The following is a 22,625-nucleotide window of genomic DNA, read 5'->3' as shown; positions in this document are numbered from 1 at the left end:
ATTGATCAGAACGGGAAAGTTGGCGTAGGTGGTGGAGGGAGTATCTACATTATCGACCTTGGTGTGGTCGATGGTTATCAATTTGCGGTAATTCCAGCTTGGGTTATACCAGTTCGATGCATCGTTGTGTGCATACTCAACATCATCCCCAAATTTAAATTCTAATGTGTGTTTACCAGATATCAACACTTTACTAACTGCATGACCTGTTTCATTACATTCATAATCTTCAATGAACACAGAATTGTTGATCCATTCGTATTCTGCTAATTCATCTCCACGCCTAATTTCCAGGAATTTCAAATCATTATCTTCGTTTTCATCACTCCAGGTTGTTCCATTAACCGCCGTAATCGTTAAGTTGGCTTTTCCTGTTGTGTTGAATCTAACCGTCCAGTTTTCTCCGACAGAAGGATAACTCTGCACGTCTGTCACGTTTATGGTCGGCTCCTCCACTTCGTTAGCCACAATTATGCTCGGCTCCGTATCACCCTCTTGGTTTGGGTTCAACTCGCCATACTTGTTGTATACTATGCTCGGCCCCGCCTCGCTAATTACGATAATCGGCTCCGCCTCGACGGCTCCAACTACGCTCGCCTCCGATTCATCATCTAAAATTATGCTCGGCTCAACCTCGTTAACCACAATAATCGGCTCCGATTCACCGTGATCCGCCTCGACGGCTCCAACTACGCTCGCCTCCGATTCATCATCTAAAATTATGCTCGGCTCAACCTCGTTAACCACAATAATCGGCTCCGATTCACCGTGATCCGCCTCGACGGCTCCAACTACGCTCGGCCCCACCTCACCGCTTACAATCCCGTTATTCACAATAGCCCCCTGAAGAGAGGGTATAAGACCTCCAAGTAAGAGAGATACTACCATCAATACAACGATCCGCTTAGTGTATCTCTCTCCACTATTCATTTTCACCCAGACTCCTCAGGTACTCTTTGAAAAATGGATGGTAGAGCGAATACGCTCCCCTCTCATGTTTTACTATAAGCCCCTTTTTAATCAAAAACCGAAGATGTGTCCTGGCGTCCTTTATACTTATGTCAGAGGGACTAAACCTGTCTGGCAGTTTTGACATCGCCAATAAGATTTCCTTCTCCTTACCGCTCGATATCGAAAAGTCGTTTTTAAATCTCTCTCGTTCCATTGATTTCATGATGGTACGATAATTTTTCTCAAAATCTTCCAGGGTGATTCTACCCTCTCTCTTTAGATACACCAACTCCCTCATTATGAAATTGATGAAAACCGGGTGCCCCCTGGTTAAGTCATGTATTCTCTCAATCACGCTCTCATTAACCGTCAGGTCCAAACCTGACATTTTCAAGGGCGTTAGGATGGCGTCTTTGACTTCATTCAATTTAAAGGGATTCAGGGTATGCTTGATGTTAAAGAAGTTAGCAAAAGTTCTACCATATCCTCTTATATCTGAAAACAGATCACTTCTCCCGGTTATACACAATATAAAGTTACATCCGTTCTTTGGAAGCTCTTGGAATACTGCCCTGATCTCACTCAAGGCATCTGGACACCTACTTAGATAATGTACATCATCCAACATCAGAAGTCCGGTATCAATTCCTCTTTTTTCGAGAGTTTTCCATAGTCCTATAAGCGTATCCCTAAAAATCCTCGTAGCTGATTCATCTCTTTTTGCTGCTTCAGATGTCCCGATTGATTTGGCTCTCCAGTCCTTGATTTCGTTCTTCATTTCCGCCTGATCGAGCGTATTTGTGACAAAGTTTCCACTAATTTCGTCTACAATTTTATTGAGGATGGAATTGAAAGAATTACACGAAATGGGCGTAAATCCTACTATCGCTGAAAACACCTTCCTTTCCTTGAACTCTTCTAAAGCTATGGCTTCAAATTTCCTTAACACAGAAGTCTTGCCGACGCCACAATCCCCTAGAACAGCTATGTTGTCTGGCGTAGGCATCTCTGTTTTCTTGGACCTATCGAACGATCTCCTGAAAGAGGATAAGATGTCCTCCCTGTTAGCGAAATATTTTGTGTTTACAGGAAACGTGGGTGAAAATGGATTTTTTCCTTCCAAGTTTTATATCCCCTGTGTTATTTCTATATCATTTCTTAAATGTGTAACTTGTTCATTTCTTAAATGTGTAACTTGTGAGCATTGTGCAAAATGCGTATATACATTATATATATTTAAACTTTTCCTTTTTTTGAGCAAAATTGCTAAAATCAGACAATATTTTCATTCTTTAGCTGTATATGAAATCACTCAATATTTTTGATTAGTAATTTGTGGATATTGTGCAAAGTATGTGTATACTTTAACTATTATTTAAACTTTTTCCTTTTATAAGCAAAATTGCTAAAATCAGACAATATTTTCATTCCTAAACTATATACATAACTATACTTAAACTCAATGAATGAGAGTAGTGTATACTATAAAATACATGTATGTACTATGACCTAATCGAGTCGAGATGTGAAAGAAAATGTGCGCTTCAGATGAAAATGAAAAAAAGAGATCGAAGATTGTTCGTGCTATGCTTCGCCTCGCTGCTTGTTCCGATCTGAGAAGCGGTATTTTAGTTAGCTTGAAAAAGGGCAAGAAACCACTGAGCGAATTACGAGATGAGATGGAAGCAAGCTCTACAACAGCCATACATGCACTAAGAGAGCTTGAAAAGGGCAAATTCATTTTTCAAGATGAAGCCAAGGATTATGTGTTAACGAAAATCGGCGAAATTGTCGCCTTGAAGCTACTCGATTTTTTGGAGGCGATTGATGTATTGGAAAAGTACGAGGGCTTTTGGCGTACTCATGACCTCAGCGACATTCCGGAACATTTGCTTGAGAGAATTGGGGCATTGCGAAACTCCAGTATGGTAGAGGCTCCTGCCGCTGATGTTTTACAAGTCTTCACAAGCTTCGTCGATATTCTGAGAAATGCTAAAGAGATAAGGGGGGTAACTTCCATGTCCATCCCTGATTTTGGACCACTATTTAAAGAGCTTACAATCGAGAAAAATATTGATGTGGAGCTTATAATATCAGAAGAAGTATTGGGAGGAATAGACCAGGAAATCCTGAAAGAAATCTTCTCTGAAAAAAGCTCTAAACTTAAATTATACGTAATGAAAAAAGACTTAAAAGTTGCTTTTACGGTTACTGACAGCCTCCTATCGCTTGGTTTGTTTAATTTTGATGGTACATACGACTGGAATAAGGATATAGTAGATTCCACTAAGGAAGGTATTGAATGGGGGTGGGAATTGTTTGAATGGTATCGCAAGCGGTCCAATAAATTTCATTTGTGATCCCCATGCAATTTCTAGTTAAGTGCCTGATATATGCCGTTTAGTTGTGGTGTAGTCAATGTCTAAAATATTAACTTGGGTTTAAAACGATAGGTATGTTAAAGCATAACGTTTAATATATAGAAATGTTTAAAATATTAACTTATGGATGTAAGTCTTTATGCGAAACGGATGTTGGGTTAGATGATGGGCTCGGTAGTTATCTGTTACCCCATCTCCATCTCAAACTTAAAAGCATCCGTTCCTTGTTTGATAAATTCCTGTCATTCTTGTCGGTAAGTTCCCTATTCATTGCCATAATCGCCTTTTTGTTACCTTATTTTTCTTTCTTGCTTTATGAGGTGCAGATTAGTTTTAAATTGCTTATTGCTTCTTTTCTCGTTAGTTTTGCCACCTACAACATCAATAAATTAACCGATATAGAAGAAGATGCGGTAAATGTGCCTGAAAGGGCAGGATTTATTGCAAAAAATAAACGTTTGGTCATCTGGGCTACAGTAGCGTCTTTCATTGTTGCCTTGTCTTTATCTTTTTTACAAAACCCCCTTTCCATCTTTATAATTCTCTTTCCTTTTTTTATGGGAGTTATATACAGTATAAAAATATCCAACTTCCGACTGAAAGACATAATGGGCATAAAAAACATCGTAGTTGCACTGTCTTGGGCGGTATTAGGCGCTTTCATACCCTTAGCAGTTTCTTTTCGTGATTATCTTCTAATATCCCTGATTTTTTATTTCTTTTTCATTAAATGCTTCATTAACACGGTTGTATTTGATGTTCGAGATATCGAAGGCGATAGAATGAGCGGGGTAAAAACCATTCCAGTATTTTTTGGAAGAAGTAACTCAAAAAATCTGCTCCTGGGACTGAACTCAACCCTCTTAGTCTGGCTCGCATTTTCCTGTTTTATGGGCTTTTTCCGCCAATACCTTGTCGTCTTAATCTTTTGCATTTTTTACGGATACTGGTATATCCTGTATTTTTGTAAGGATAAGTTAAAAATAGGGACTTCGGTTGATTTGCTCGTGGACGGCGAATGGATGATAATTGCAATGCTGGCCATAGCAGCTACTTTGCTCTGAGCTTACAGGAATAAAGTTTGTTTTATTATGTTATCTTTTGTTACCAGGGCTACAATAATCTAATCTAATAATAAATACATGCAAGCATCCAAATGAGACGCTCATTCCTACCAGTCCCATTTAGATACTTCCTTTAGTTTATTGCCCTAAAAAATCTGTGGCGATTTTTTTGAGTTTTTTAATTATAACTTACAGCTACTTTTTAAGCGCCTTTTTTATCAGATCCTCTTCTTTCGTTCTATATATGCTCTTGATTCCTTCCTTGCTATCTTGCCATTGGATCCCACGAATTATCACCACGGGCGTCCCCCCGGAAGCTTCACCCATCAACAGATTCGCAAAACCAGCCAGTTCATCTACAATCGCCTCTCTTGTCACTTTTAGCTCTCTGCCAAATAGATCTTTTTCACCTCTCCAGTCCTTAATAGCTGAGATGCCAGCACATCCAATTGCGATGCCTGTTTGCCCGGTTCGGAATGGTCTGCCGCATGTGTCTGAGACGATGACCGCAATGTGTTTGCCAGTTGAGTCTCTGATATTTTTTGCGCTCCCATCTGGATCTTCTGGCAACAAAATCACAAATCCTTCCCGAATGTTCGATCTGTCTATACCTGCATTCACGCATATATGACCTGCAGGAGTCTGGACCAGCAAAAAAGGATTCTCGATCAGAATCTCCTCGCTTTCATCCAATACCGCTTGGATAAACCTTGGGTCCTCCCCGTTTAGGCGTGCAATCCTCTCGGCTTCATAGCCCGGCCCTATATCCTTTAGGCGCAGCACTCTACCCTCAGACTTTGCAACGACGGTAGAGGCGACTACTATAATATCTCCATCCGCTGGTTTAGCTAATTCGGATATTATATTGCCCAGGTCATCCCCCTTCTCGATCTGCGGTATCCCTTTAACTATAAAAGCTTCAGCTCTCAAGATTTCGCTTCCATCAAGGTTGATCTCAACTCTTTGACATCCGTCATAAATAACTCCATCCATCCCCAGCGTTACTAGAGTATCATGGTCACCAACCAGACTCACTCCACTCCTCTTACCCCTCATTTCTGCCAACGTACTAAAGCTTGCTGATGATATTTTGTTCTCTCCAGGTCTTATCATTTCCGAGAAATAACGTTCTGTCCTTTCTCCTTCATCTGTTGCAAAATGGTCCAGCATTCAGCATAGACTATAACTTTTTCAGAAGTGATATCTGCATCACCGATCTTTTCCACTTCTAGCTTGTGGTTGAACTTCAGCGGGTTGTTGTCGATGTTGGCGCAACCATCTCCAAGGTGTTGGGCTTGTGGGCGAACTCAATTGATCTCCACATATAGGTGCTAGACCGGATAACAAAATAACAGTGATCATGTCTCGTAGTATCAACAGGTTCAACATCTTACCTTTCATTCATCCCCTTCACGATCTCTGCACCCCCACCAGGTTGGGTTATGAAGGGTTCGCTTTTTATCCCATTGCGACTGAAAGCATCCACCATTGCATCTGCTATTTCGCCCCTTCGCTCAAGCTCGCAGACCGCTATCATGGCTGGACCAGAGCCGCTGATCGTTGCACCTGCTGCACCTGCTTCTAAGGCGCTCTCCCTCACATCCTCGTAACAAGGAATGAGCTTTGAACGCACTGGCGTTATTATGCGATCTTGCATGCTCCTCCCGATAAGCTCCAGATTTCCAGTAACCATGCCGAGGACCAGCGAGGATGCATTTCCGATGTTGAAAACTAAGTCTTCCAGCGGTACTTTTGGGGGTAGGATGGATCTTGCTGCCCTTGTCTCAACAGAAATATCTGGTAGGATTGCAATGATGCCGATATCAGGCGGTTCCAGTTGGATTACATTTTCGCCATTCACGATCGTAAATCCCCCGAGCAGAGCTGCAGCAACGTTATCCGCATGTGCTGTACCAGAAACCACTTTTTCACCTTTAACTGCCGCCCTGATAAGTTCGTTTTCTGAAAGTCCGAGGTCAAAGAGTTCGTTTAAACCCAGGGCTGCTCCAGCTGCGCTAGCTGCAGAAGATCCAAGTCCGCTGCAGGGTCTGATTCCCTTATGAACCGTAATCTTCGCATTGCAGCCCAGCTCTGATGCGGTAATTCCTGCCGTGTTCTTTGCAGGGTCTGTGGGGACTAGGTCTCTGCCAACTCCGTCGACTTTTATCTCCGTTACATCCTGGGGTTCAAGCTCGATGATGTCATATGGGGCTTGCAGGGCTATACCAAAAACGTCAAAGCCTGAGCCTAGGTTGGCAGACGTTGCAGGTGCCTTTACCTTGATATGATCCATCGCTAATACCCTTTGATAAAAATGTCCATCAATCTGTGTCCTTCCTCAATAAAACCCATGTTTGGGAACTCACCTGTGGAGAAGATGGAGAAACCGACCGGGTCAGCAGTATGCGTTCTGAGTGATATCGGCGTGGGATGGTCTGACAGCACCAAAATCTTATGTTCCCCATATCCCTCTAAGCCATCCAACATCGTTCCCACGACCTTTTCATCAAAATCCTCTATGGCTTTGATCTTTGCCCCTATATTTCCTTCGTGACCCGCCTCATCCGGCGCCTCTACATGCACGAAAGCGAAATCTTTTTTTTCTAAAGATCTCAGTGCATACTCTGCTTTTCCCCTATAGTTCGTATCCAAGTAACCAGTGGCACCTGGCACATCTATGATTTGTAATTCAGCACATCTACCGATGCCTTTGATTAGGTCTACAGCAGATATCACAGAACCGCTTAGGCCATATTTCTCCTCAAAAGAGGGCAGGTTTGGCGCTTTGCCAGGCCCCCATGGCCAGATCATGTATTCCCCAAGGAAGGACCTTGAGTCTTGCATAAGTTTTTTTAACAATTTGCTGCCCTTGCCAGAGGGAAGATTTTCCTCTATCAAATGTCCCACCATATCATGCGGTGGGACACATTTCACCTTTTCGCAGCCCTTTAGAACCAACAGATGGCGATAGCTAATTCCGGGATGGAAGCTGATGTTCCTGTCCCCCAATTCCCCATCTATGAGTTTTATTAAGCTCCTGCCCTCCTCAGTTGATATGTGACCTGCACTGTAATCAACGAGTATGCCATCTTTCACGGTAACCAGATTACATCTAAAAGCCACATCATCTTCATCTAAAAAAACTCCCATGCTTGCCGCCTCTAGAGGCCCCCTACCCGTATAATATTTTCTGGGATCATATCCCAGGATTGATAGGTTGGCAACATCGCTTCCTGGATACATGCCCTCAGGTATTGTTCTTACAGTACCCACCATCCCCTCAGCTGAGATGAAATCCATGTTTGGCGTATAAGCCACCTGTAGTGGCGTTCTACCCTCCAAAGCTTTTATAGGATAATCTTCCATTCCATCTCCAACTAGCACGACGTATTTCATCACAACTACTTATATAGTAAGTTACTAATATGGGTTATGGATTACCTAAAAAGTGTACAAGTGAGTAATTATGCGTGAAGCTGCCTTTAAAGATGTTTCAACTGGAGTAATCATGCGTGAAGCTGCCTTTAACGAAAGGGCAATTATACTGGCGAATGAATATTGGCTTTTGAAAGGCCGTGCAGGTGCTGATGACCCGGATGAAATACGAAAAAAGATAAATGACATTGAGACGCTGTTAAACAAAGGGATTGGTGGTAATCTCAGGTCGCAATTAGAGAAAGAGTTGAAACAGTTAAGTAGAACGATAGACGCTAAAGAGGGTGATTTTGCAAGTATTGAACAAGTGAGACGCGATCTTCTTGAGCTGGTGGCATACTTTGGTCCCAGTCTGGATATGAGGCATGGCAACCTATATCCCTACGATCCAGAGAGAGAACCCCTAACAGAGCAATATTTCAGGGCATTAACCGACATATTGTTTGGCGACCCGAAGCCTATTGTCGAATTTAAAAATGCCACGCTGAGCGATAAAGGAGTGACGATCAAAACCCCAGATGTCGATGATATTGAAGCATTAAAAATTTTAGATTCCGTAACCACTCTTCTCCAAGAAACCGCAAAAAAAATGTTGGGCAGGAGTAACCAGCTGGACTTATGCTGGAAACGTCTAAGGGAGAGAGATTATGCATTTACAGGCTTCAACGTCTTAATCAATTCTGGCAGGGGATTAGATATAAAGGAAATTCAAGAAATTTGCAGTATAGAGGATGAGGAGTATAAAGGGCTCGTGAGTGAGATGTACGATGAACTGCTGAAGGATAGCATGGATTACCTGGTCGGGGATGATTGGAACTATAACCTGGTGGAGAAACGTGGCGACACCTATGAGGTAACGGATTTTGGAAAATGGGTTTGGCTGCTGTGCAGAAACGAGGTACCCACCGAAGAGGATGTAGAAAAGAAGAAGAACTCTAAAGCATCAAAATTGTATCAAATGCTTCGAAGGAAATTATGAAAAACTTGGAAGGAAGCTATGAAAAAAGAAATAATGAAAGAGAGAGTTCATAATTACTTACGCTCCCGTCTTTTTCCTTGGAACTTCCTAATGGAGCCCGTTGATGATGAAACCCTAGAGCACTTCGTCAAGAAAGATTTTATGATTCCGTCTGTTATCCTAGATGATCTATCCAAAGAAGAGCTTTCCAATGTCATTTGTGATGAGGTTAAAAGGATATCAAAAGAATATCTTGTCAATAATAATAAACTCGATCCATTTGCCTATGCTCAGGCCCAGGTATATACGATGTTGTATGACTTGCGTAGTAGAGAGAAGCTGAGAGGTTTGGGCGACATCGTGGATACAAAAGCTCTTGCAAGGCTCATGGGAATCAGCATGGATTCATTTAAAAAAAAGGAGGAATCCATATTACAATTGATACATCGGTATAAAGATAATAAACCCTCAGCAAAGGATATCTTCGGCCAAAAAGTTATATACATCGATGGAACCCTAATCGGAACGGTGATCGACATCGTTTATGAGGATAAAACTGGAGACCTGATTGAGCTGAAGGTCAAGACTGATAAGAAATTATTTGAGATACCCATTGAGGGGGTATATCTGAAAAACGTTTATAATAACTGCGTTATACTCAAAGACATTCGTGTTATACCTACAGATATAGAATAGATATATATAGTGGTCTGACACAATATCCAAAAAACAAGGTAAAAATAGAGCAGATAAACACTAGAGTGGATAAAAATGAAGTTATTTGCAATTGGCTTTGGACAGGCAGGAGGAAAGATAGTAGATTTGCTCCTAGAATATGATAAGAAAACCAACCAAAGCTCCATTGCGAGGGCATTGGCTATTAATACTGCCAAAACAGATCTCATGGGTCTGACCCAAATACCAATGGAAGATCGCCTCCTCATAGGCCAGACAGTATCGAAAGGCCATGGCATTGGTGCGGACAATGAAATGGGTGCAAAGATAGCTACAGATGACATCTATACGATTCAAAGCGCTGTGGATGTACGGGGCACTCATGCGACAGAGGCATTTTTGGTAGCAGCTGGATTGGGAGGTGGAACAGGATCGGGTGGGGCTCCTGTCCTTGCAAGAAGGCTGAAAAAACTCTATTCAGAGCCAGTCTATGGTCTGGGAATACTGCCATCAAATGAAGAGGGGTCGCTATATTCATTGAATGCAGCCAGGAGTCTAATGACATTTATCAAGGAGGTTGATGCCCTCTTTTTATTCGATAATGATTCTTGGAAAAAGGAAGGAACAACCCTTGTAGAGTCATATCAGTACATAAATGAGGAGATCTCCAGGAGACTCGGCATCATACTCGGTGCAGGAGAAGCACCACGTTCCACCAAGGGGGCAGTGGGGGAGTCAGTGATAGATTCGTCCGAGATCATCAACACCCTCAAAGGTGGAGAGATTTCAGTCATCGGCTATGCAAGAGAAGAGGCACAAAAAATTGGCTTGCTGAGAAAACTCAGAAACATGTTCAGAAGAAAGACATCCATAGAATCGCTGGATTCAACTACTAAGGTCGTTTCCTTGGTAAGAAGGGCTGCCATGGGGCGGTTAACTATGCCCTGCGACATAAAAAGTGCTGAAAAAGCCCTCGTTTTGGTAGCAGGACCACCGGATCAGTTGAGTAGAGTCGGAACGGAAAAAGCGAGATTATGGCTTGAGGATGCGATAGGTGGCGGAGAAGTTCGTGGGGGGGATTATCCAATCCCGGGTAGTAAATACGTGGCAGGTGTCGTCCTTTTATCTGGTGTGTCAAATGTACCACGAATCAAAGAACTGCAGCAACTCGCTATAGACGCACAGATAAGAATGGCAGAGTTTAGTGAGAAAAAAGGCGAGAGAATCGAAGAGTTGATGAGTGCCGAAGATTTACAGCCTTTATTCTGATGGGGGATGGAATGAGAAGGTTGATCACGTTTGGCATAATATTTTTATTAGTCCTTGCTATCGGATCCCAAGGCGCCCTCGCGCAGAAAATTGAAGAAATTTCCAGGAGTGCTGTCCCCACTGAGGATTTGTTTGTGGGGGAGAAGGTACACATAGATGAGGTTGTTTTGAAAGAGGTCAGTCCAGATCTGACTGACAGGACCGCATTATATTTGAGTACGAGCTTGATTGACCCAGTTTGGGACATTAAGATGGAAAATGCCAGCGGTTGGGCTTATCAGGATACAAATCGTAGTTGGGAATTTACCCTGGAGTTCGATCATTCGATATATGACACCCTAACAATCGGCTTATCTGGCACAGCACCAGAAGTTGGAAAGAAGGAATACTACCATTTGATGCAGATCTCGATAGGGGATAAAGCCATAACAACGATCTCAGCCTATGTAACGACCGATGAAATTAATGAAGTATTGGCTTCCATAGACAGGGCTGACGAGCGAATAATGATGGCTAAAGAAGACATCAAATCTGCCGAAGATGCAGGTGTTCCAGCTGCGATGCTAGAAGCGTCAAAAGGTTTCCTTAACTCAGCAGAGGGGTCATGGGGTCGCGCTAAAGTTTTGTATGAGGTACCGGATATGGGTGCGTCGAAACAAGCGGCTGAAGATTCTTATGGTGAAGCCACAAGAGCCTCTGATAGTGCAAGGGCTGCGATAGAAACCTATGAAAGTCAACTGGCGCGTAACACTCTTATAAAATATGGTATCATCGCAGGGATTATCATACTATTACTCATAGTATTGGTAACAACTCTCAAAAAGAGGGCATGGGATAGGCTAGGGTAAAGAAAAGATACAATTAGATTAGCTTCATCCACTTATACACTTTTTCGATCCCTTCTTTTATGCTGATCTCTGGCTCCCATCCTAATTTTTTTAATTTTGAGATGTCTGCCAAGGATGATTCAACATCCCCTATCCAAGACTCTCCGGTGTACGTTGTTTTGGGGCAAACATCTAAGACATCAAAAATAATCTCTGCGATTTCATTCACCGTCGTGGAGATGCCGCTACCGACATTGTATGCTTCGCCTGGTGCCCCCCTCTCATATGCGGTCATGAAAGCCTCCACGGTGTCATCGATGTATATATAATCCTTCTCTTGCAATCCTGTCCCTATGATCTCCAAGTGCGTTGGGTCGAGTTCCAACTTCTTGAACAAATCGTACATCACGCCCTTTGCATTACCTGGACCATACGCGTTGAAGATTCGGAGAGCTATTGTATCTAAATCAAATATGCTGTTAAAAACATAACAGTACATATCTCCTGCAGCCTTTGATGCACCGTAGAAAGATGCCGGTCGCAATGGGTGTGACTCTTTGGTTGGCATCTCAGCAGCGCCATAAACCGTGGATGTCGATGCATATATCACCTTTGCATTATGCTCTTTGGCTACGGAAAGAACGTTAAAAGTTCCTTCTGAGTTTGTTTTGAAATCTGAAAGGGGGTCCTCAGTTGATTCTGGGACTTTTGTCTGCGCAGCCAGATGAAATACGCTTTTACAACCTTTCATGCTATCCCGCAATTTTTCTATATCGAGTATGTCCCCCCTTACGAGGCTAAAATTGCGATCTCTGATTGATGATGCATTCAGATCATATCCGGTCACTTGAAAACCGCTATCTAGAAGTCTCTTGGCCAGATGGGTGCCGATGAACCCACTGCATCCTGTGACCATTATTTTTGACATTCAGCTCACTTGCTTGATCAGCTTTATGCCGTCCTGAGCAAGCTCGTTCACCCTTTCCTTGGACTTGGATTCTGCATATATTCGAACGATGGGCTCAGTTCCAGAGGCCCTGATCAATACCCATCCATCCTCATACCAAATTTTAACTCCATCCGTTGCATCTATGTTATTCTTGAGCTTACCTAAGACCGCCTCCATCACGCCTTTTTTGTCGATGACTTTCACTTTCTTCTTCACGTTATAGTAGCGGGGTATTTCTTCAACAAGCTGGGACATCCTCTTTTCACAGATCATTTCCAGTATCTTTGCGACTGCCATGGCACCATCTCTGCAGTATTGATGCTTGGGGAATATCAGTCCACCATTTCCCTCTCCACCGAATATCGCTCCCAGTTCAATCATTTTCCTCGCTACGTGGATGCTTCCTATGGGCGTCCACACCAAATCGCCACCATATTGCTCTACGACATCTTTAACGCATAACGATGAGCTCACTGGAGTCACGACAATACCCCTCTTCTTTTGCAATGCATCTTTTGCGCATATTGCGAGCAATACATCCTCACTCACGAAAGAGCCGGTCTCATCCACGAAAACCACTCTATCGGCATCACCATCATGCGCCAAACCTAGGTCTGCACCACTCCTTTTCACCAGTGTAATCAGATCTCCGAGAACTTCACCAGTTGGTTCCGGGGGCCTTTTGGGAAAGGTCCCATCCAACTGGGCGTTCAACGTGATCACAGTGCAGCCCAATTCTCTCAATAAAGAAGGCGTAACAATGCCTCCGGCACCACAGCCGGTGTCCACAACTACCTTGAAATTCCTTTGTCGTATTCTCTCCACGTTGACAAGTTTTTTGATCCCGTCTTTGTATCTCTGGATCGCATCATTTGTAGATAGGGCACCGGTCCCATCCCATTCGGCATTTCTGAAATTCTTTTCGTCATATATCTTTTCTATTTTTCTTTCCTCTTCTCTGCTGAACCCAATACCGTCCCCCGCTACAAATTTCAAGCCATTGTATTCCCTTGGATTATGAGACGCTGTTATGATGACACCAGCATCCATCTCATCTCTCACATAGTAGTTGATAGCTGGCGTGGGAGCTATCCCTAGGTCTACCACCTTGCAGCCCGTTGCCAACAAGCCAGATATCGCAGCATTCTTGAACATCTCGCCTGATATTCTTGTGTCCCTCCCTATCGCAACTCCTCCGCCATCTATGAAAGTCCCAAGACTCATGCATAACTCCAGAGCGAGTTTTGGCGTTAACTCCTTATTTACGATGCCTCTCACACCATCCGTTCCGAAAATTTGTTTCATAATTGAGTTCATAGTATTGTTTCCATGATTAATACGTTTAATCCTAATCGATAACATCTCTTAAGTATTTTCTAAGGGATATAATCGTATCCTTCTGCCATGAAGGCTTTCTAAAGTCAATGGTCACTCAGTAGCCAAAACACTCGAAGATCTTACATTTTCTGAAAGATTTTAGAATCTCATCTTCATTTACCTATAAACTAAACAAGTGAAATGCATAATATTTCTCCCTGTTTCTTCAAATTTCTTCAAATGAGACAAAACTATTTTCGTTCTGAAGTCAGCTTTCCAGTAAAATGGACCTCGATGGAAAATGACCTTAGTCATACAGAACTTAAACCACATCCGTTTTTATAGACTGCACTGTCTCCTAGCAGGAGACCCCTATCTAATCACAGATGTCATATCTTAATCCTGTATGCTATTTTCCCCATGGTATTCCCCTACCCAAAGACGGCGTTTATGTTTTATATGGATGGCAATGTATTTACGATTGCTATTTTTAGGTGTTGCGTTAAAATCTCTGCCAAAACACCGATGATGTCGATGCTCCTTATCGACTCTTTCTTCGAGCTGTCTCGGTATGCCTTCCCCAAATTTTACTCTGAGCTAAACGTTACTCTGAGCATCCCATCATCAATGCATTGTTACGTCAATTATTTCTGCTATGAGAGCTTTGTGATTAACGTTATAGGGTGGTGTTTACCTATGTCCACTCCGAAAAGATTTTAAAATACGGATGGGATAGGTAGGAAAGATATTAGCAACGGTTCACAACGTCGGGGTGAGCAATATGGAAACTGGACAGATACGAATGTGTATCAAGCATGGGTATTTTAGGGGGGAAACATGTGAGTGCGGAAACCCTGGGAGTTTTATTCTAGACGAAACCAAGGTAACCAGGCTTGGAAAGATGGTATCTGGCGCCTTAAGGCACTTTCCCCACGAGCTAGGTCTGAAGATGGACAAGCAGGGATGGGTGGATGTAAACCAACTAATCAATGCAATAGAGGCCAAGTATCGATGGTTTCACACAGAGCATTTATTTGCATTGATAGAGTCTGATGTTAAAGGTAGATACGAGCTAAGTGGAGAAAGGATTCGAGCTAAGTATGCCCATTCTGTCAATGTGGACCTAGACTTTCCAGAAAACGAGTTGCTGGAATTGTATTATGGGACTACCATGGAGGAGGCAGGCAGGATCATGGATATTGGACTGAAGCCCGTCGGTCAAAGATATGTTCACCTTAGCACCTCTTTCGATGAGGCCATCAGGGTCGCAAAATTTAGGACTGATCAGCCCGTGGTAATAATAATTGATGCGCAAAACGCCCAATCCCAGGGGATCAAGATGATGAAAGTCAACGATCAAATTTGCATATCGGATAGCATCCCAACAGATTTTCTGGAGATCATTTCCTAATACAAACCAAATCGCTTCCTACTATTTGATCCTCTATCTTAAATTTAAAATCCAAGAATCTTTCAACCACCTGGATATTTGTTCTTGCATGTGGTGTTAGGAATCTCGTGGTGAGAGAGCATTCTCCCTTGGCCAATGCCATATAGGGTATCAACTGATCCGCTAGATGTACATCAGTGCTTGCACCAGATCTTAATTCATCCAGAAGAGCCTTTGCAGCCTCTCTTCCGACCTCTTCAGCGGGTTTACCCCTTTCACCGAGTGAGCTCCCCCCCATTCCAGGGCACCATAGCGTAATACCACTGCCAGTGGAAGTATTTTGGCTAAATTCCGTGGATATTTGTGCATCATATCCTCCTTCTGCTAACACTTCTTTTGCCGATATTGCCTGTCTCATTGCAACATGCTCGGGCAGTCTTGAGCAGTGGGAAATGCCTTTAATCTCGACTTCCCCTCTCTGCAGAACAACCCCACTGAGAATAGAGGGATATATAACTGCCTTCACTAATCCTCCACCTCTTGGGTGATACCCTCTCCCGATCAAATCGATGTGAGCGTAATATCCCATCTTGGCTATCGTGGGTAGCATGACATATCTGAGATAGTCAATGGGCGGACTCCATGCGACATCCGTGCCACCTCTTATGTTAAGCGAAATTGAGTCTTCAATTCTAACCGCCACTGGCATCAGGCATTGTAGGAGAAGAGTTATGCTGCCTGCAGTGCCAATATCGATATCGTATTCCCCGCTTTTAATCTCCTTTGGATAGAACGTCAACTCGGTGGATCCTAGTTTTAATCCACTAACATCAGCATCTGTGAGCAATGCGATGCACCTTAACGCCTCCAAATGTTGAGCAGCCAATCCAGGTTTTGGTCTTTTTGCCCTGATGTTCTTAATGTAAACTGGTCTACCGGTAACTGCTGACAGTGCGATGGTTGTCCTAAGGATTTGGCCTCCACCCTCCCCATATGAGCCGTCTATTTCCAACATCAGACCTATCCTAAAATTTATTTTACATTTATGTATATTTTATTTCCATTCATTTATTCTAATCTGGCAATAGGGTTATGGTCAATACAATACAAGGAGATCAATTATAATAACTTTTTTTGAATTAAGAAGAATAAAAACACATGTCATCCATCCATCGGATCATCCTGATGGTGCTCAAAAATCTTCGCCATTTTCGGCAAATGCTTATGATCGTTTTCGCTCTATATAATAAAGAGGTTTTTAGCAGATGAAACGCGCTGAAACTTTTTACGAATTTCAGCCAGACCTTCGCTAGCCTTCATCGATCTGATGCGCATCACTCCAAAGCTCCGGCTATCAGAGGTGCAACGCTGATGATGCTGACCCCTCTCTCAATGGTATCCGTCGCAATGAGTTCCTTTACGCCCGCTTTGAACAACCTACAAACGGCATTCGTAGCCAAGACGGGATGTACGCAGGCGACATAAACATCCTTGGACTTTTGCCTTCGGAGTAGTTCTATTGCCTCAGACATGGTACCTCCAGTGGAGATCATGTCGTCGATAATTATTACGTCTCTGTTCGCTACATCCAGATGTTTCGCCTTTATCTCCACTTGATCTCCGCTCAGCCTTTTTTTCTCCAGCACATCATAATCCGCACCTAGCTTGGATGCAACCGATCTTGCCAATGATCCCGCAAATTCATCTGGTGCTATGAAGATCGGTTTTTGGAGATCCAGCGATTGCATATGCTCTCCGATCAACGGCGCTGCATCTAAATCCCGTGCCTTTACGCTGAAGTAATCTAAGACAGGGGGGTCATGAATGTTTACCGTTAAAATTTCATCTGCCTCAATCGTTTTTGCCATGACCTTCGCACTGATAGCCTCACCGGGTTGGAATCGTCTACCTTGGCGAGCATATCCAAAATAAGGAATGACCACCCTAACGTCTGCCTCACTGCATGCATCGATCAATTGCAATAAGTAGATCAGGTCTTCATCGGAAACCATACTTTGGATGATGATCACATCCTCAATTTCATCCAACACGCGTACGTATGATTCACCATCAGGAAATCGCTTATATTCTGCCAGAGCAAGCTCACAGCCCAACTCAGATGCAACCCTAGCTGCTAGTAATTGAGATGCAGGTCCGCCAATAATCTTCATCATGAGGTAATTGTTTTACCTTATCTTATTAAAAAGATTTCATCAGCAGTCTTATTTATAAATAAATATTGCAATTGATAGGGTATGGTGACATCATGCCAGGAAAGCTCATAGTCATTGGTGGTGGGATTGCTGGGACCTCCGTAGCCTCACATGTCAGGAAAAAAGCTCCGGACATGGACATCACCATTTTTACCAAGGACAAATATACAGCATATTCGCCCTGCGGCATACCTTTCGTTCTTTCTGGCAAGGTTTCGTCCTTTGAAGAGTTGATAATGCACGATGATCAGTATTATAAAGACCAGTGCATTGACATTCAAACCAATACGGAGGTTACCGCAATTGACTTGTCCTCCAAATCGATCATTGCAAATGGAAAGCAATCCTATTATGATAAACTGGTAATAGCAACTGGCTCTCTTCCTTTAATTCCACAAATTCCCGGAACCGATAAAAAGGGCGTTTACATTCTCAGATGTCTTGATGACGGCCAAAAAGTTAAGGAGGGCATGAATAACGCAAAAAAGGCCGTAATAGTTGGGGCTGGTCACATCGGTCTTGAGATTGCCACCGCATTGATCAAAGTTGGGATCGATACAACCGTGGTAGAGAAGGCCCCCTATGTGCTTCCTTGCATGCTGGATCCAGATATGGCCTCCATTGTACAGAACCATTTGGAGAGCTTGGGTGTAAAAGTGATGACCGGTTTTTCATTGGGCTCGATCAATGGCTCTGATAACGTAGAATTCGTAACCATTGGGAAAGAGGTAGTTACAGCCGATTTGGTGATACTGTGTACAGGAACTAGGCCAAACACTAGTCTTTCAAGACCGGCAGGCATAGGGGTTGGCGAAACAGGTGGAATTAAGGTCGACTCAACTATGAGGGTGGCAGAGAACGTATATGCTGCCGGTGATTGTGTTGAGGTTATGAATTACATAACCAATCGTCCATGCCTTAGTCCACGGGGAAGTTCTGCGGTGATGCAAGCCAAAGTTGTGGCAGAGAACGTCTGCGGTGGAAGTAGGGAGTTTGGTCCAGTTATCCATCCAACTATCTGCCTGGTAGGCGATCTTCAGGTCGGATCCGCAGGAGTGACATCCAATGCAGCAAAGAATGCGGAACTTATCCCTGTCGAGGGGAGGGCAAATGGACTGACAAGGTCAAGCTATTATCCAGATGCAAAGAAAATAAATATAAAGCTTTTATTTTTTGAAAAAAGGTTGATCGGCGCACAGATCATCTCAGAAGAAGGGGCAAAGGAGAGGATAGATGCGTTATCCCTTGTGATCAAAAGCGGCATGACTGCCCAGCAAATGCTGATGGCTGAAACTTGCTATGCGCCCCCCATGTCGGCGATCGTTGATGTGCTGACGCTAGCCCTTGAAGATGTGATAGATTTATAGGTTATGAATGCCATTTTATAGGGTAATATGGGCGATGAAAACGATATTTTTGGTGGACTAGAGTTTGAGGCTACTAAGGATATACAAGTGCCAGAACTCCTAATCGATCAGGTGATCGGTCAAGAGAGAGCTGTCGAAGTAATCAAGAAGGCGGCTAAGCAGAGAAGACATGTAATGCTGATCGGCACTCCCGGAACGGGCAAATCGATGCTAGCGAAGGGTATGGCCGAACTTCTACCCAAGGAGGAGCTGCAGGATATCCTGGCATATAACAATCCAGAGGACACTAACAATCCAAAGGTGAGGGCAGTTCCGGCCGGGAAAGGAAGGCAGATAGTACAGTCTCATAAGATGGAAGCCCAGAAGAAAGCCCAGACGAGGAATCTATTATATATGATGCTCGTCATGACCATCTTGATTTTCGCCTTCATGCAAGGACAGTGGTTGATGGGTATCATAGCCGCCCTCCTTCTTTTCATCGCGCTCAGATATATTACGCCCAGAGAAGAGAGGGACATCCCCAAGTTGTTGGTATCCAATGAAGGGAAGGATACCGCCCCATATGTTGACGCCACCGGTGCGCATGCCGGCGCACTCTTGGGAGATGTACGACATGATCCTTTCCAGAGCGGGGGGCTGGAGACTCCGTCGCATGATAGGGTTGAGGTGGGTGCCATTCACAAGGCGCATAAAGGCGTTCTTTTCATAGACGAGATTAACACCCTACACATAGAATCTCAACAGAGCCTGCTCACTGCTTTGCAGGAAGGCGAGTATCCCATTACAGGCCAGTCTGAGCGAAGCTCAGGAGCGATGGTGAAGACCGATCCAGTACCCTGTGATTTTGTCATGGTGCTTGCGGGTAACCTAGATGCGGTAGAGGGTATGCATCCTGCTCTTCGTTCAAGAATAAAAGGATACGGCTATGAAGTTTACATGCAGGATTATATGGAGGACACTCCTGCCAACAGACAAAAGTTGGTCAGGTTTGTCGCTCAGGAAGTGGAGAAGGACAAAAAAATCCCTCATTTTACGAGGGATGCCGTCAAGGAAATCATCAGAGAAGCCCAGAGGAGGGCTGGTAGGAGAGGTCAGTTAACCCTCAAGCTAAGAGATCTCGGTGGCTTAATCCGGGCTTCTGGGGATATGGCCATATCTGGCGATGCTGAATTTACTACGGCTGAGCATGTTTTCGGGGCTAAGAAGATAGCACGTTCAGTCGAACAGCAGGTTGCCGATCAGTATCTTGAGCATAGAAAGGATTATGATATGTTCAGGAGTAAAGGTGCGGAAATCGGCAGAGTTAACGGGCTTGCAATCATGGGCGAGCCGGGCGTTGTGCTTCCAATCGTCGCGGAGATAACTCCTGCGCAGTCCAAAGAAGAGGGGAGAGTGATAGCAACCGGTCTGCTTCAAGAGATAGCCCAAGAGGCGGTGCAGAACGTCTCAGCGTTTATCAAGAAATTTAGCGGACATGACATATCCTCTAAAGACATACATATCCAGTTCATAGGCACATATGAAGGGGTGGAAGGAGATTCTGCAAGCATAAGTGTTGCAACTGCGATCATATCTGCACTAGAGGGGATTCCCATAGATCAAAGTGTGGCTATGACCGGCTCTCTCTCAGTCCGGGGGGAGGTACTCCCAGTTGGGGGGGTGACCTACAAGATAGAGGCGGCGGCAAAAGCAGGCATCAAGACAGTTTTGATACCCAAGTCCAATGAGAAGGATGTGTTGATCGAAGAAAAATATGCGAAGGACATCAAGATCATCCCAGTCTCCACCATAGAAGAAGTTTTGGAGCACAGCCTGATCGGAAAGAGACGAGCGGGCTTGCTCAAAAGGCTCAAAAAAATTGCCTCTGAGACCAAGGTCGGCATCCCATTAGATAAGGCAGTACTTCAATGATGATGTCATGTCTTTCGTACAAGGATTGGATCGATACTTCGCCGTCTTAAGCAACGATCAAAGGGCCAGGTATCTAATTGCGAAGGAAAAATCTGCGAAGGAAAAATCACTGCTCGATAGAAAAATAGAGATCGCTGAGGATATCCTGCAAAGCTGTCATTTTTGTGAGCGCCGCTGCGGAGTGAACCGACGGGCAAAGGAAGTTGGATACTGTGGCATTAACGCCATCTCGCGTTATGCATCTGAATTTTTACACTATGGCGAGGAGCCCGAACTAGTGCCATCGCACACGATCTTTTTCGTGGGCTGCACATTTGCGTGCGTATACTGCCAAAACTGGGACATAGCAAACCGGTTTGTCACCGGAACACCCATACTTCCAGAAAGAATGGCAGAGATCATCACGATGAGGAACTATCAGGGTGCAAAAAACGTGAACTTCGTGGGAGGGGAGCCAACTCCCCATTTGCATTCCATACTGCGTATCATGAATGCGTGCAATGTCAACACACCCATGATCTGGAACTCGAACATGTATTGCTCCAGCGAGACGATGGACTTGCTAAGTGATGTAATAGATATCTATTTGGCGGACTTCAGATATGGGGATAATAATTGCGCTGAGAAGTATTCAAACGTAAAAGACTATTGGGAAATTACTACCAGAAATTTTATTAGCGCTTATCAGGATGCAGAGGTAATTCTTCGCCATCTTGTGCTGCCCAATCATCTTGAGTGCTGCACCAAGCCGATAGTTCAATGGATTGCGGACCATATGCCTGACATAAGGTTCAATCTCATGTTCCAATACACTCCTCATTACAAAGCGAGCCAATATCCAGAGCTGAACCGTAGCCTCAGATATGACGAAAGAATGAGGGCGCTCGAGATCGTCAGGGATGCAGGACTGAAGAATTTGGTATGAATACGGATTGATTATTTGTCAATGATCTCACACTTTGAGATATCCAATAGCCAGCGTCCTTCCTTTAACACCTTGTCGCCCTCAAGTATCTTTAAGCGCCTTTTAAACAGTGGTCCGTCGACGACGAATGTGTGATATTCGCCTGACTCGCCGCACGGGTCAATCTTTCTTTCCTTAAAATCTTCTATGAGATTTTTATCGATCTTCCGCCCCAGCCATTTATCACTCAATATTTCTGCCTTAACGGCGACGATAATGGCCTCAAATCCGCCATCGATAAAATCAAGGACTATTTTTTCTGTGTCCATTCCCCATAAGGGAAATACGGGTCTGATATCCATCTCGCTGCAAACCCGCTCTATCCAATCCCTATGCTCCTGAACATAGATGTCCCCAAAAACTATTCCCTGGATGTCATCTTGCTTTAGCCTACTTACGATCTTTTTGAACTCCTGCTCGTAAGCACTCCTTTTGGTTCGACCTTGAACGATTGGTATTCCTACTGCCTGTGATTGTATTGATAATAGCCCAGTACGTAATCCGTGGGAGCTCCTGTTGCTATCTTCGTGTGCCAAATTCAGGAGATGGACAACATCGAAGCCATCTAAAATCGCCTTGTAGCATGCAAAGCAACTATCTTTACCACCGCTCCAGGATGCGACGACTTTTGTCATAATGATCAATTCAAAGTTGTAAAGGGATATCTATTTATCGAACCTTAAACGTTACAGTTTATTCTCTAAGGCACCGTTTTTTTACTCATCTCTTAGGGGGGTGGAGTGAGTCTCCGATAAATTCAAGAATTCTTGAGACGCAAAATACTAAGGTCACTGAAATCTATGCATATTCCTTTAAGCAACAAAGAACCGAGCAATATAAAATAATCCTTTGGATAGTTTATTTGTTAGAAGGTTAAAACAAACGAAGAAATAGTTCAGATATAAAACCAAAATGGAAGGATATGCGAACTCAAGTTCGGATATAAGGAGTTAA

Annotated in this window: 21 protein-coding genes; 10 read left to right on the top strand and 11 right to left on the bottom strand. The window is 43.7% G+C overall.

Annotated features, from left to right (window positions below):
* Window positions 1-936, bottom strand: a 936-nt coding sequence (locus PHI74_07355; protein MDD5485827.1) for a hypothetical protein, incomplete at its 3' end; no start/stop codon positions are given.
* Window positions 923-2,074 (bottom strand): ATP-binding protein, encoded by a 1,152-nt coding sequence (locus tag PHI74_07350; protein ID MDD5485826.1) that lies wholly within the window; start codon window positions 2,072-2,074, stop codon window positions 923-925. The genes PHI74_07355 and PHI74_07350, both read right to left, overlap by 14 nt.
* 412 nt (window positions 2,075-2,486) lie before the next feature.
* On the opposite strand from PHI74_07350, the gene PHI74_07345 reads away from it, so the two are divergent.
* A complete protein-coding gene (locus PHI74_07345) occupies window positions 2,487-3,311 on the top strand; it encodes a winged helix-turn-helix domain-containing protein (GenBank protein ID MDD5485825.1) in 825 nt (274 codons plus the stop codon).
* Between the two features lie 125 nt (window positions 3,312-3,436).
* Window positions 3,437-4,396, top strand: a complete 960-nt coding sequence (locus PHI74_07340) for a UbiA family prenyltransferase (GenBank protein ID MDD5485824.1) — start codon at window positions 3,437-3,439, stop codon at window positions 4,394-4,396.
* Window positions 4,397-4,591: 195 nt separating this feature from the next.
* On the opposite strand, the gene PHI74_07335 is transcribed toward PHI74_07340, so the two are convergent.
* From PHI74_07335 to PHI74_07320, 4 genes are read right to left on the bottom strand one after another with little or no spacing between them, the layout of a single operon-like run.
* A complete protein-coding gene (locus tag PHI74_07335; protein ID MDD5485823.1) occupies window positions 4,592-5,566 on the bottom strand; it encodes a coenzyme F420-0:L-glutamate ligase in 975 nt (324 codons plus the stop codon).
* A 39-nt stretch (window positions 5,567-5,605) separates the two neighbouring features.
* Window positions 5,606-5,797: a hypothetical protein gene (locus PHI74_07330; protein ID MDD5485822.1), complete on the bottom strand. Its 192-nt coding sequence runs from the start codon at window positions 5,795-5,797 to the stop codon at window positions 5,606-5,608.
* The gene (locus tag PHI74_07325) at window positions 5,787-6,689 is read right to left on the bottom strand and encodes a homoserine kinase (GenBank protein ID MDD5485821.1); all 903 of its coding nucleotides are present in this window, start codon (window positions 6,687-6,689) and stop codon (window positions 5,787-5,789) included. The genes PHI74_07330 and PHI74_07325 overlap by 11 nt, the downstream gene beginning before the upstream one ends.
* Window positions 6,690-6,691: 2 nt before the next feature.
* Complete coding sequence (locus tag PHI74_07320) at window positions 6,692-7,792, bottom strand: cofactor-independent phosphoglycerate mutase (protein MDD5485820.1); 1,101 nt, start codon at window positions 7,790-7,792, stop codon at window positions 6,692-6,694.
* A 70-nt stretch (window positions 7,793-7,862) separates the two neighbouring features.
* On the opposite strand from PHI74_07320, the gene PHI74_07315 reads away from it, so the two are divergent.
* The 4 genes from PHI74_07315 (at window position 7,863) to PHI74_07300 (ending at window position 11,581) form a co-directional block, all read left to right on the top strand.
* A complete protein-coding gene (locus PHI74_07315) occupies window positions 7,863-8,810 on the top strand; it encodes a hypothetical protein (GenBank protein MDD5485819.1) in 948 nt (315 codons plus the stop codon).
* Window positions 8,811-8,828: 18 nt separating this feature from the next.
* Window positions 8,829-9,485, top strand: a complete 657-nt coding sequence (locus PHI74_07310; protein ID MDD5485818.1) for a PRC-barrel domain-containing protein — start codon at window positions 8,829-8,831, stop codon at window positions 9,483-9,485.
* Window positions 9,486-9,560: 75 nt separating this feature from the next.
* Complete coding sequence (locus PHI74_07305) at window positions 9,561-10,733, top strand: tubulin/FtsZ family protein (protein MDD5485817.1); 1,173 nt, start codon at window positions 9,561-9,563, stop codon at window positions 10,731-10,733.
* An 11-nt stretch (window positions 10,734-10,744) separates the two neighbouring features.
* The gene (locus PHI74_07300; protein ID MDD5485816.1) at window positions 10,745-11,581 is read left to right on the top strand and encodes a hypothetical protein; all 837 of its coding nucleotides are present in this window, start codon (window positions 10,745-10,747) and stop codon (window positions 11,579-11,581) included.
* 13 nt (window positions 11,582-11,594) lie between these two features.
* Here PHI74_07300 and PHI74_07295 read toward each other — a convergent pair whose 3' ends face one another.
* Window positions 11,595-12,488: an NAD-dependent epimerase/dehydratase family protein gene (locus PHI74_07295; protein MDD5485815.1), complete on the bottom strand. Its 894-nt coding sequence runs from the start codon at window positions 12,486-12,488 to the stop codon at window positions 11,595-11,597.
* A complete protein-coding gene (gene glmM / locus PHI74_07290; protein ID MDD5485814.1) occupies window positions 12,489-13,814 on the bottom strand; it encodes a phosphoglucosamine mutase in 1,326 nt (441 codons plus the stop codon).
* 793 nt (window positions 13,815-14,607) lie between these two features.
* On the opposite strand from glmM, the gene PHI74_07285 reads away from it, so the two are divergent.
* The gene (locus PHI74_07285; GenBank protein MDD5485813.1) at window positions 14,608-15,237 is read left to right on the top strand and encodes an RNA 2'-phosphotransferase; all 630 of its coding nucleotides are present in this window, start codon (window positions 14,608-14,610) and stop codon (window positions 15,235-15,237) included.
* On the opposite strand, the gene rtcA is transcribed toward PHI74_07285, so the two are convergent.
* On the bottom strand, window positions 15,227-16,231 hold the full coding sequence (gene rtcA, locus PHI74_07280; GenBank protein ID MDD5485812.1) for an RNA 3'-terminal phosphate cyclase: 1,005 nt from the start codon (window positions 16,229-16,231) through the stop codon (window positions 15,227-15,229). The genes PHI74_07285 and rtcA overlap by 11 nt on opposite strands.
* 319 nt (window positions 16,232-16,550) lie before the next feature.
* Window positions 16,551-17,390 carry a ribose-phosphate diphosphokinase gene (locus PHI74_07275; protein ID MDD5485811.1) on the bottom strand — a complete coding sequence of 280 codons (840 nt, stop codon included), beginning with the start codon at window positions 17,388-17,390 and terminating at the stop codon, window positions 16,551-16,553.
* Between the two features lie 92 nt (window positions 17,391-17,482).
* On the opposite strand from PHI74_07275, the gene PHI74_07270 reads away from it, so the two are divergent.
* The 3 genes from PHI74_07270 to PHI74_07260 are packed head-to-tail and all read left to right on the top strand — an operon-like array spanning window position 17,483 to window position 21,632.
* On the top strand, window positions 17,483-18,796 hold the full coding sequence (locus PHI74_07270; protein ID MDD5485810.1) for an FAD-dependent oxidoreductase: 1,314 nt from the start codon (window positions 17,483-17,485) through the stop codon (window positions 18,794-18,796).
* 27 nt (window positions 18,797-18,823) lie between these two features.
* Window positions 18,824-20,707 carry an ATP-dependent protease LonB gene (gene lonB / locus PHI74_07265; GenBank protein MDD5485809.1) on the top strand — a complete coding sequence of 628 codons (1,884 nt, stop codon included), beginning with the start codon at window positions 18,824-18,826 and terminating at the stop codon, window positions 20,705-20,707.
* 7 nt (window positions 20,708-20,714) lie between these two features.
* A complete protein-coding gene (locus PHI74_07260) occupies window positions 20,715-21,632 on the top strand; it encodes a radical SAM protein (GenBank protein ID MDD5485808.1) in 918 nt (305 codons plus the stop codon).
* 11 nt (window positions 21,633-21,643) lie between these two features.
* On the opposite strand, the gene PHI74_07255 is transcribed toward PHI74_07260, so the two are convergent.
* Window positions 21,644-22,306 (bottom strand): diphthine--ammonia ligase, encoded by a 663-nt coding sequence (locus PHI74_07255; protein ID MDD5485807.1) that lies wholly within the window; start codon window positions 22,304-22,306, stop codon window positions 21,644-21,646.
* Window positions 22,307-22,625 lie beyond the last annotated feature (319 nt).

The sequence above is a fragment of the Methanocellales archaeon genome (assembly GCA_028715985.1).
Classification (GTDB): domain Archaea; phylum Halobacteriota; class UBA148; order UBA148; family UBA148; genus UBA148.
The sequence above is the reverse complement of the archived record's forward strand: the minus strand, read 5'-3'. Positions and strand labels throughout refer to the sequence as shown.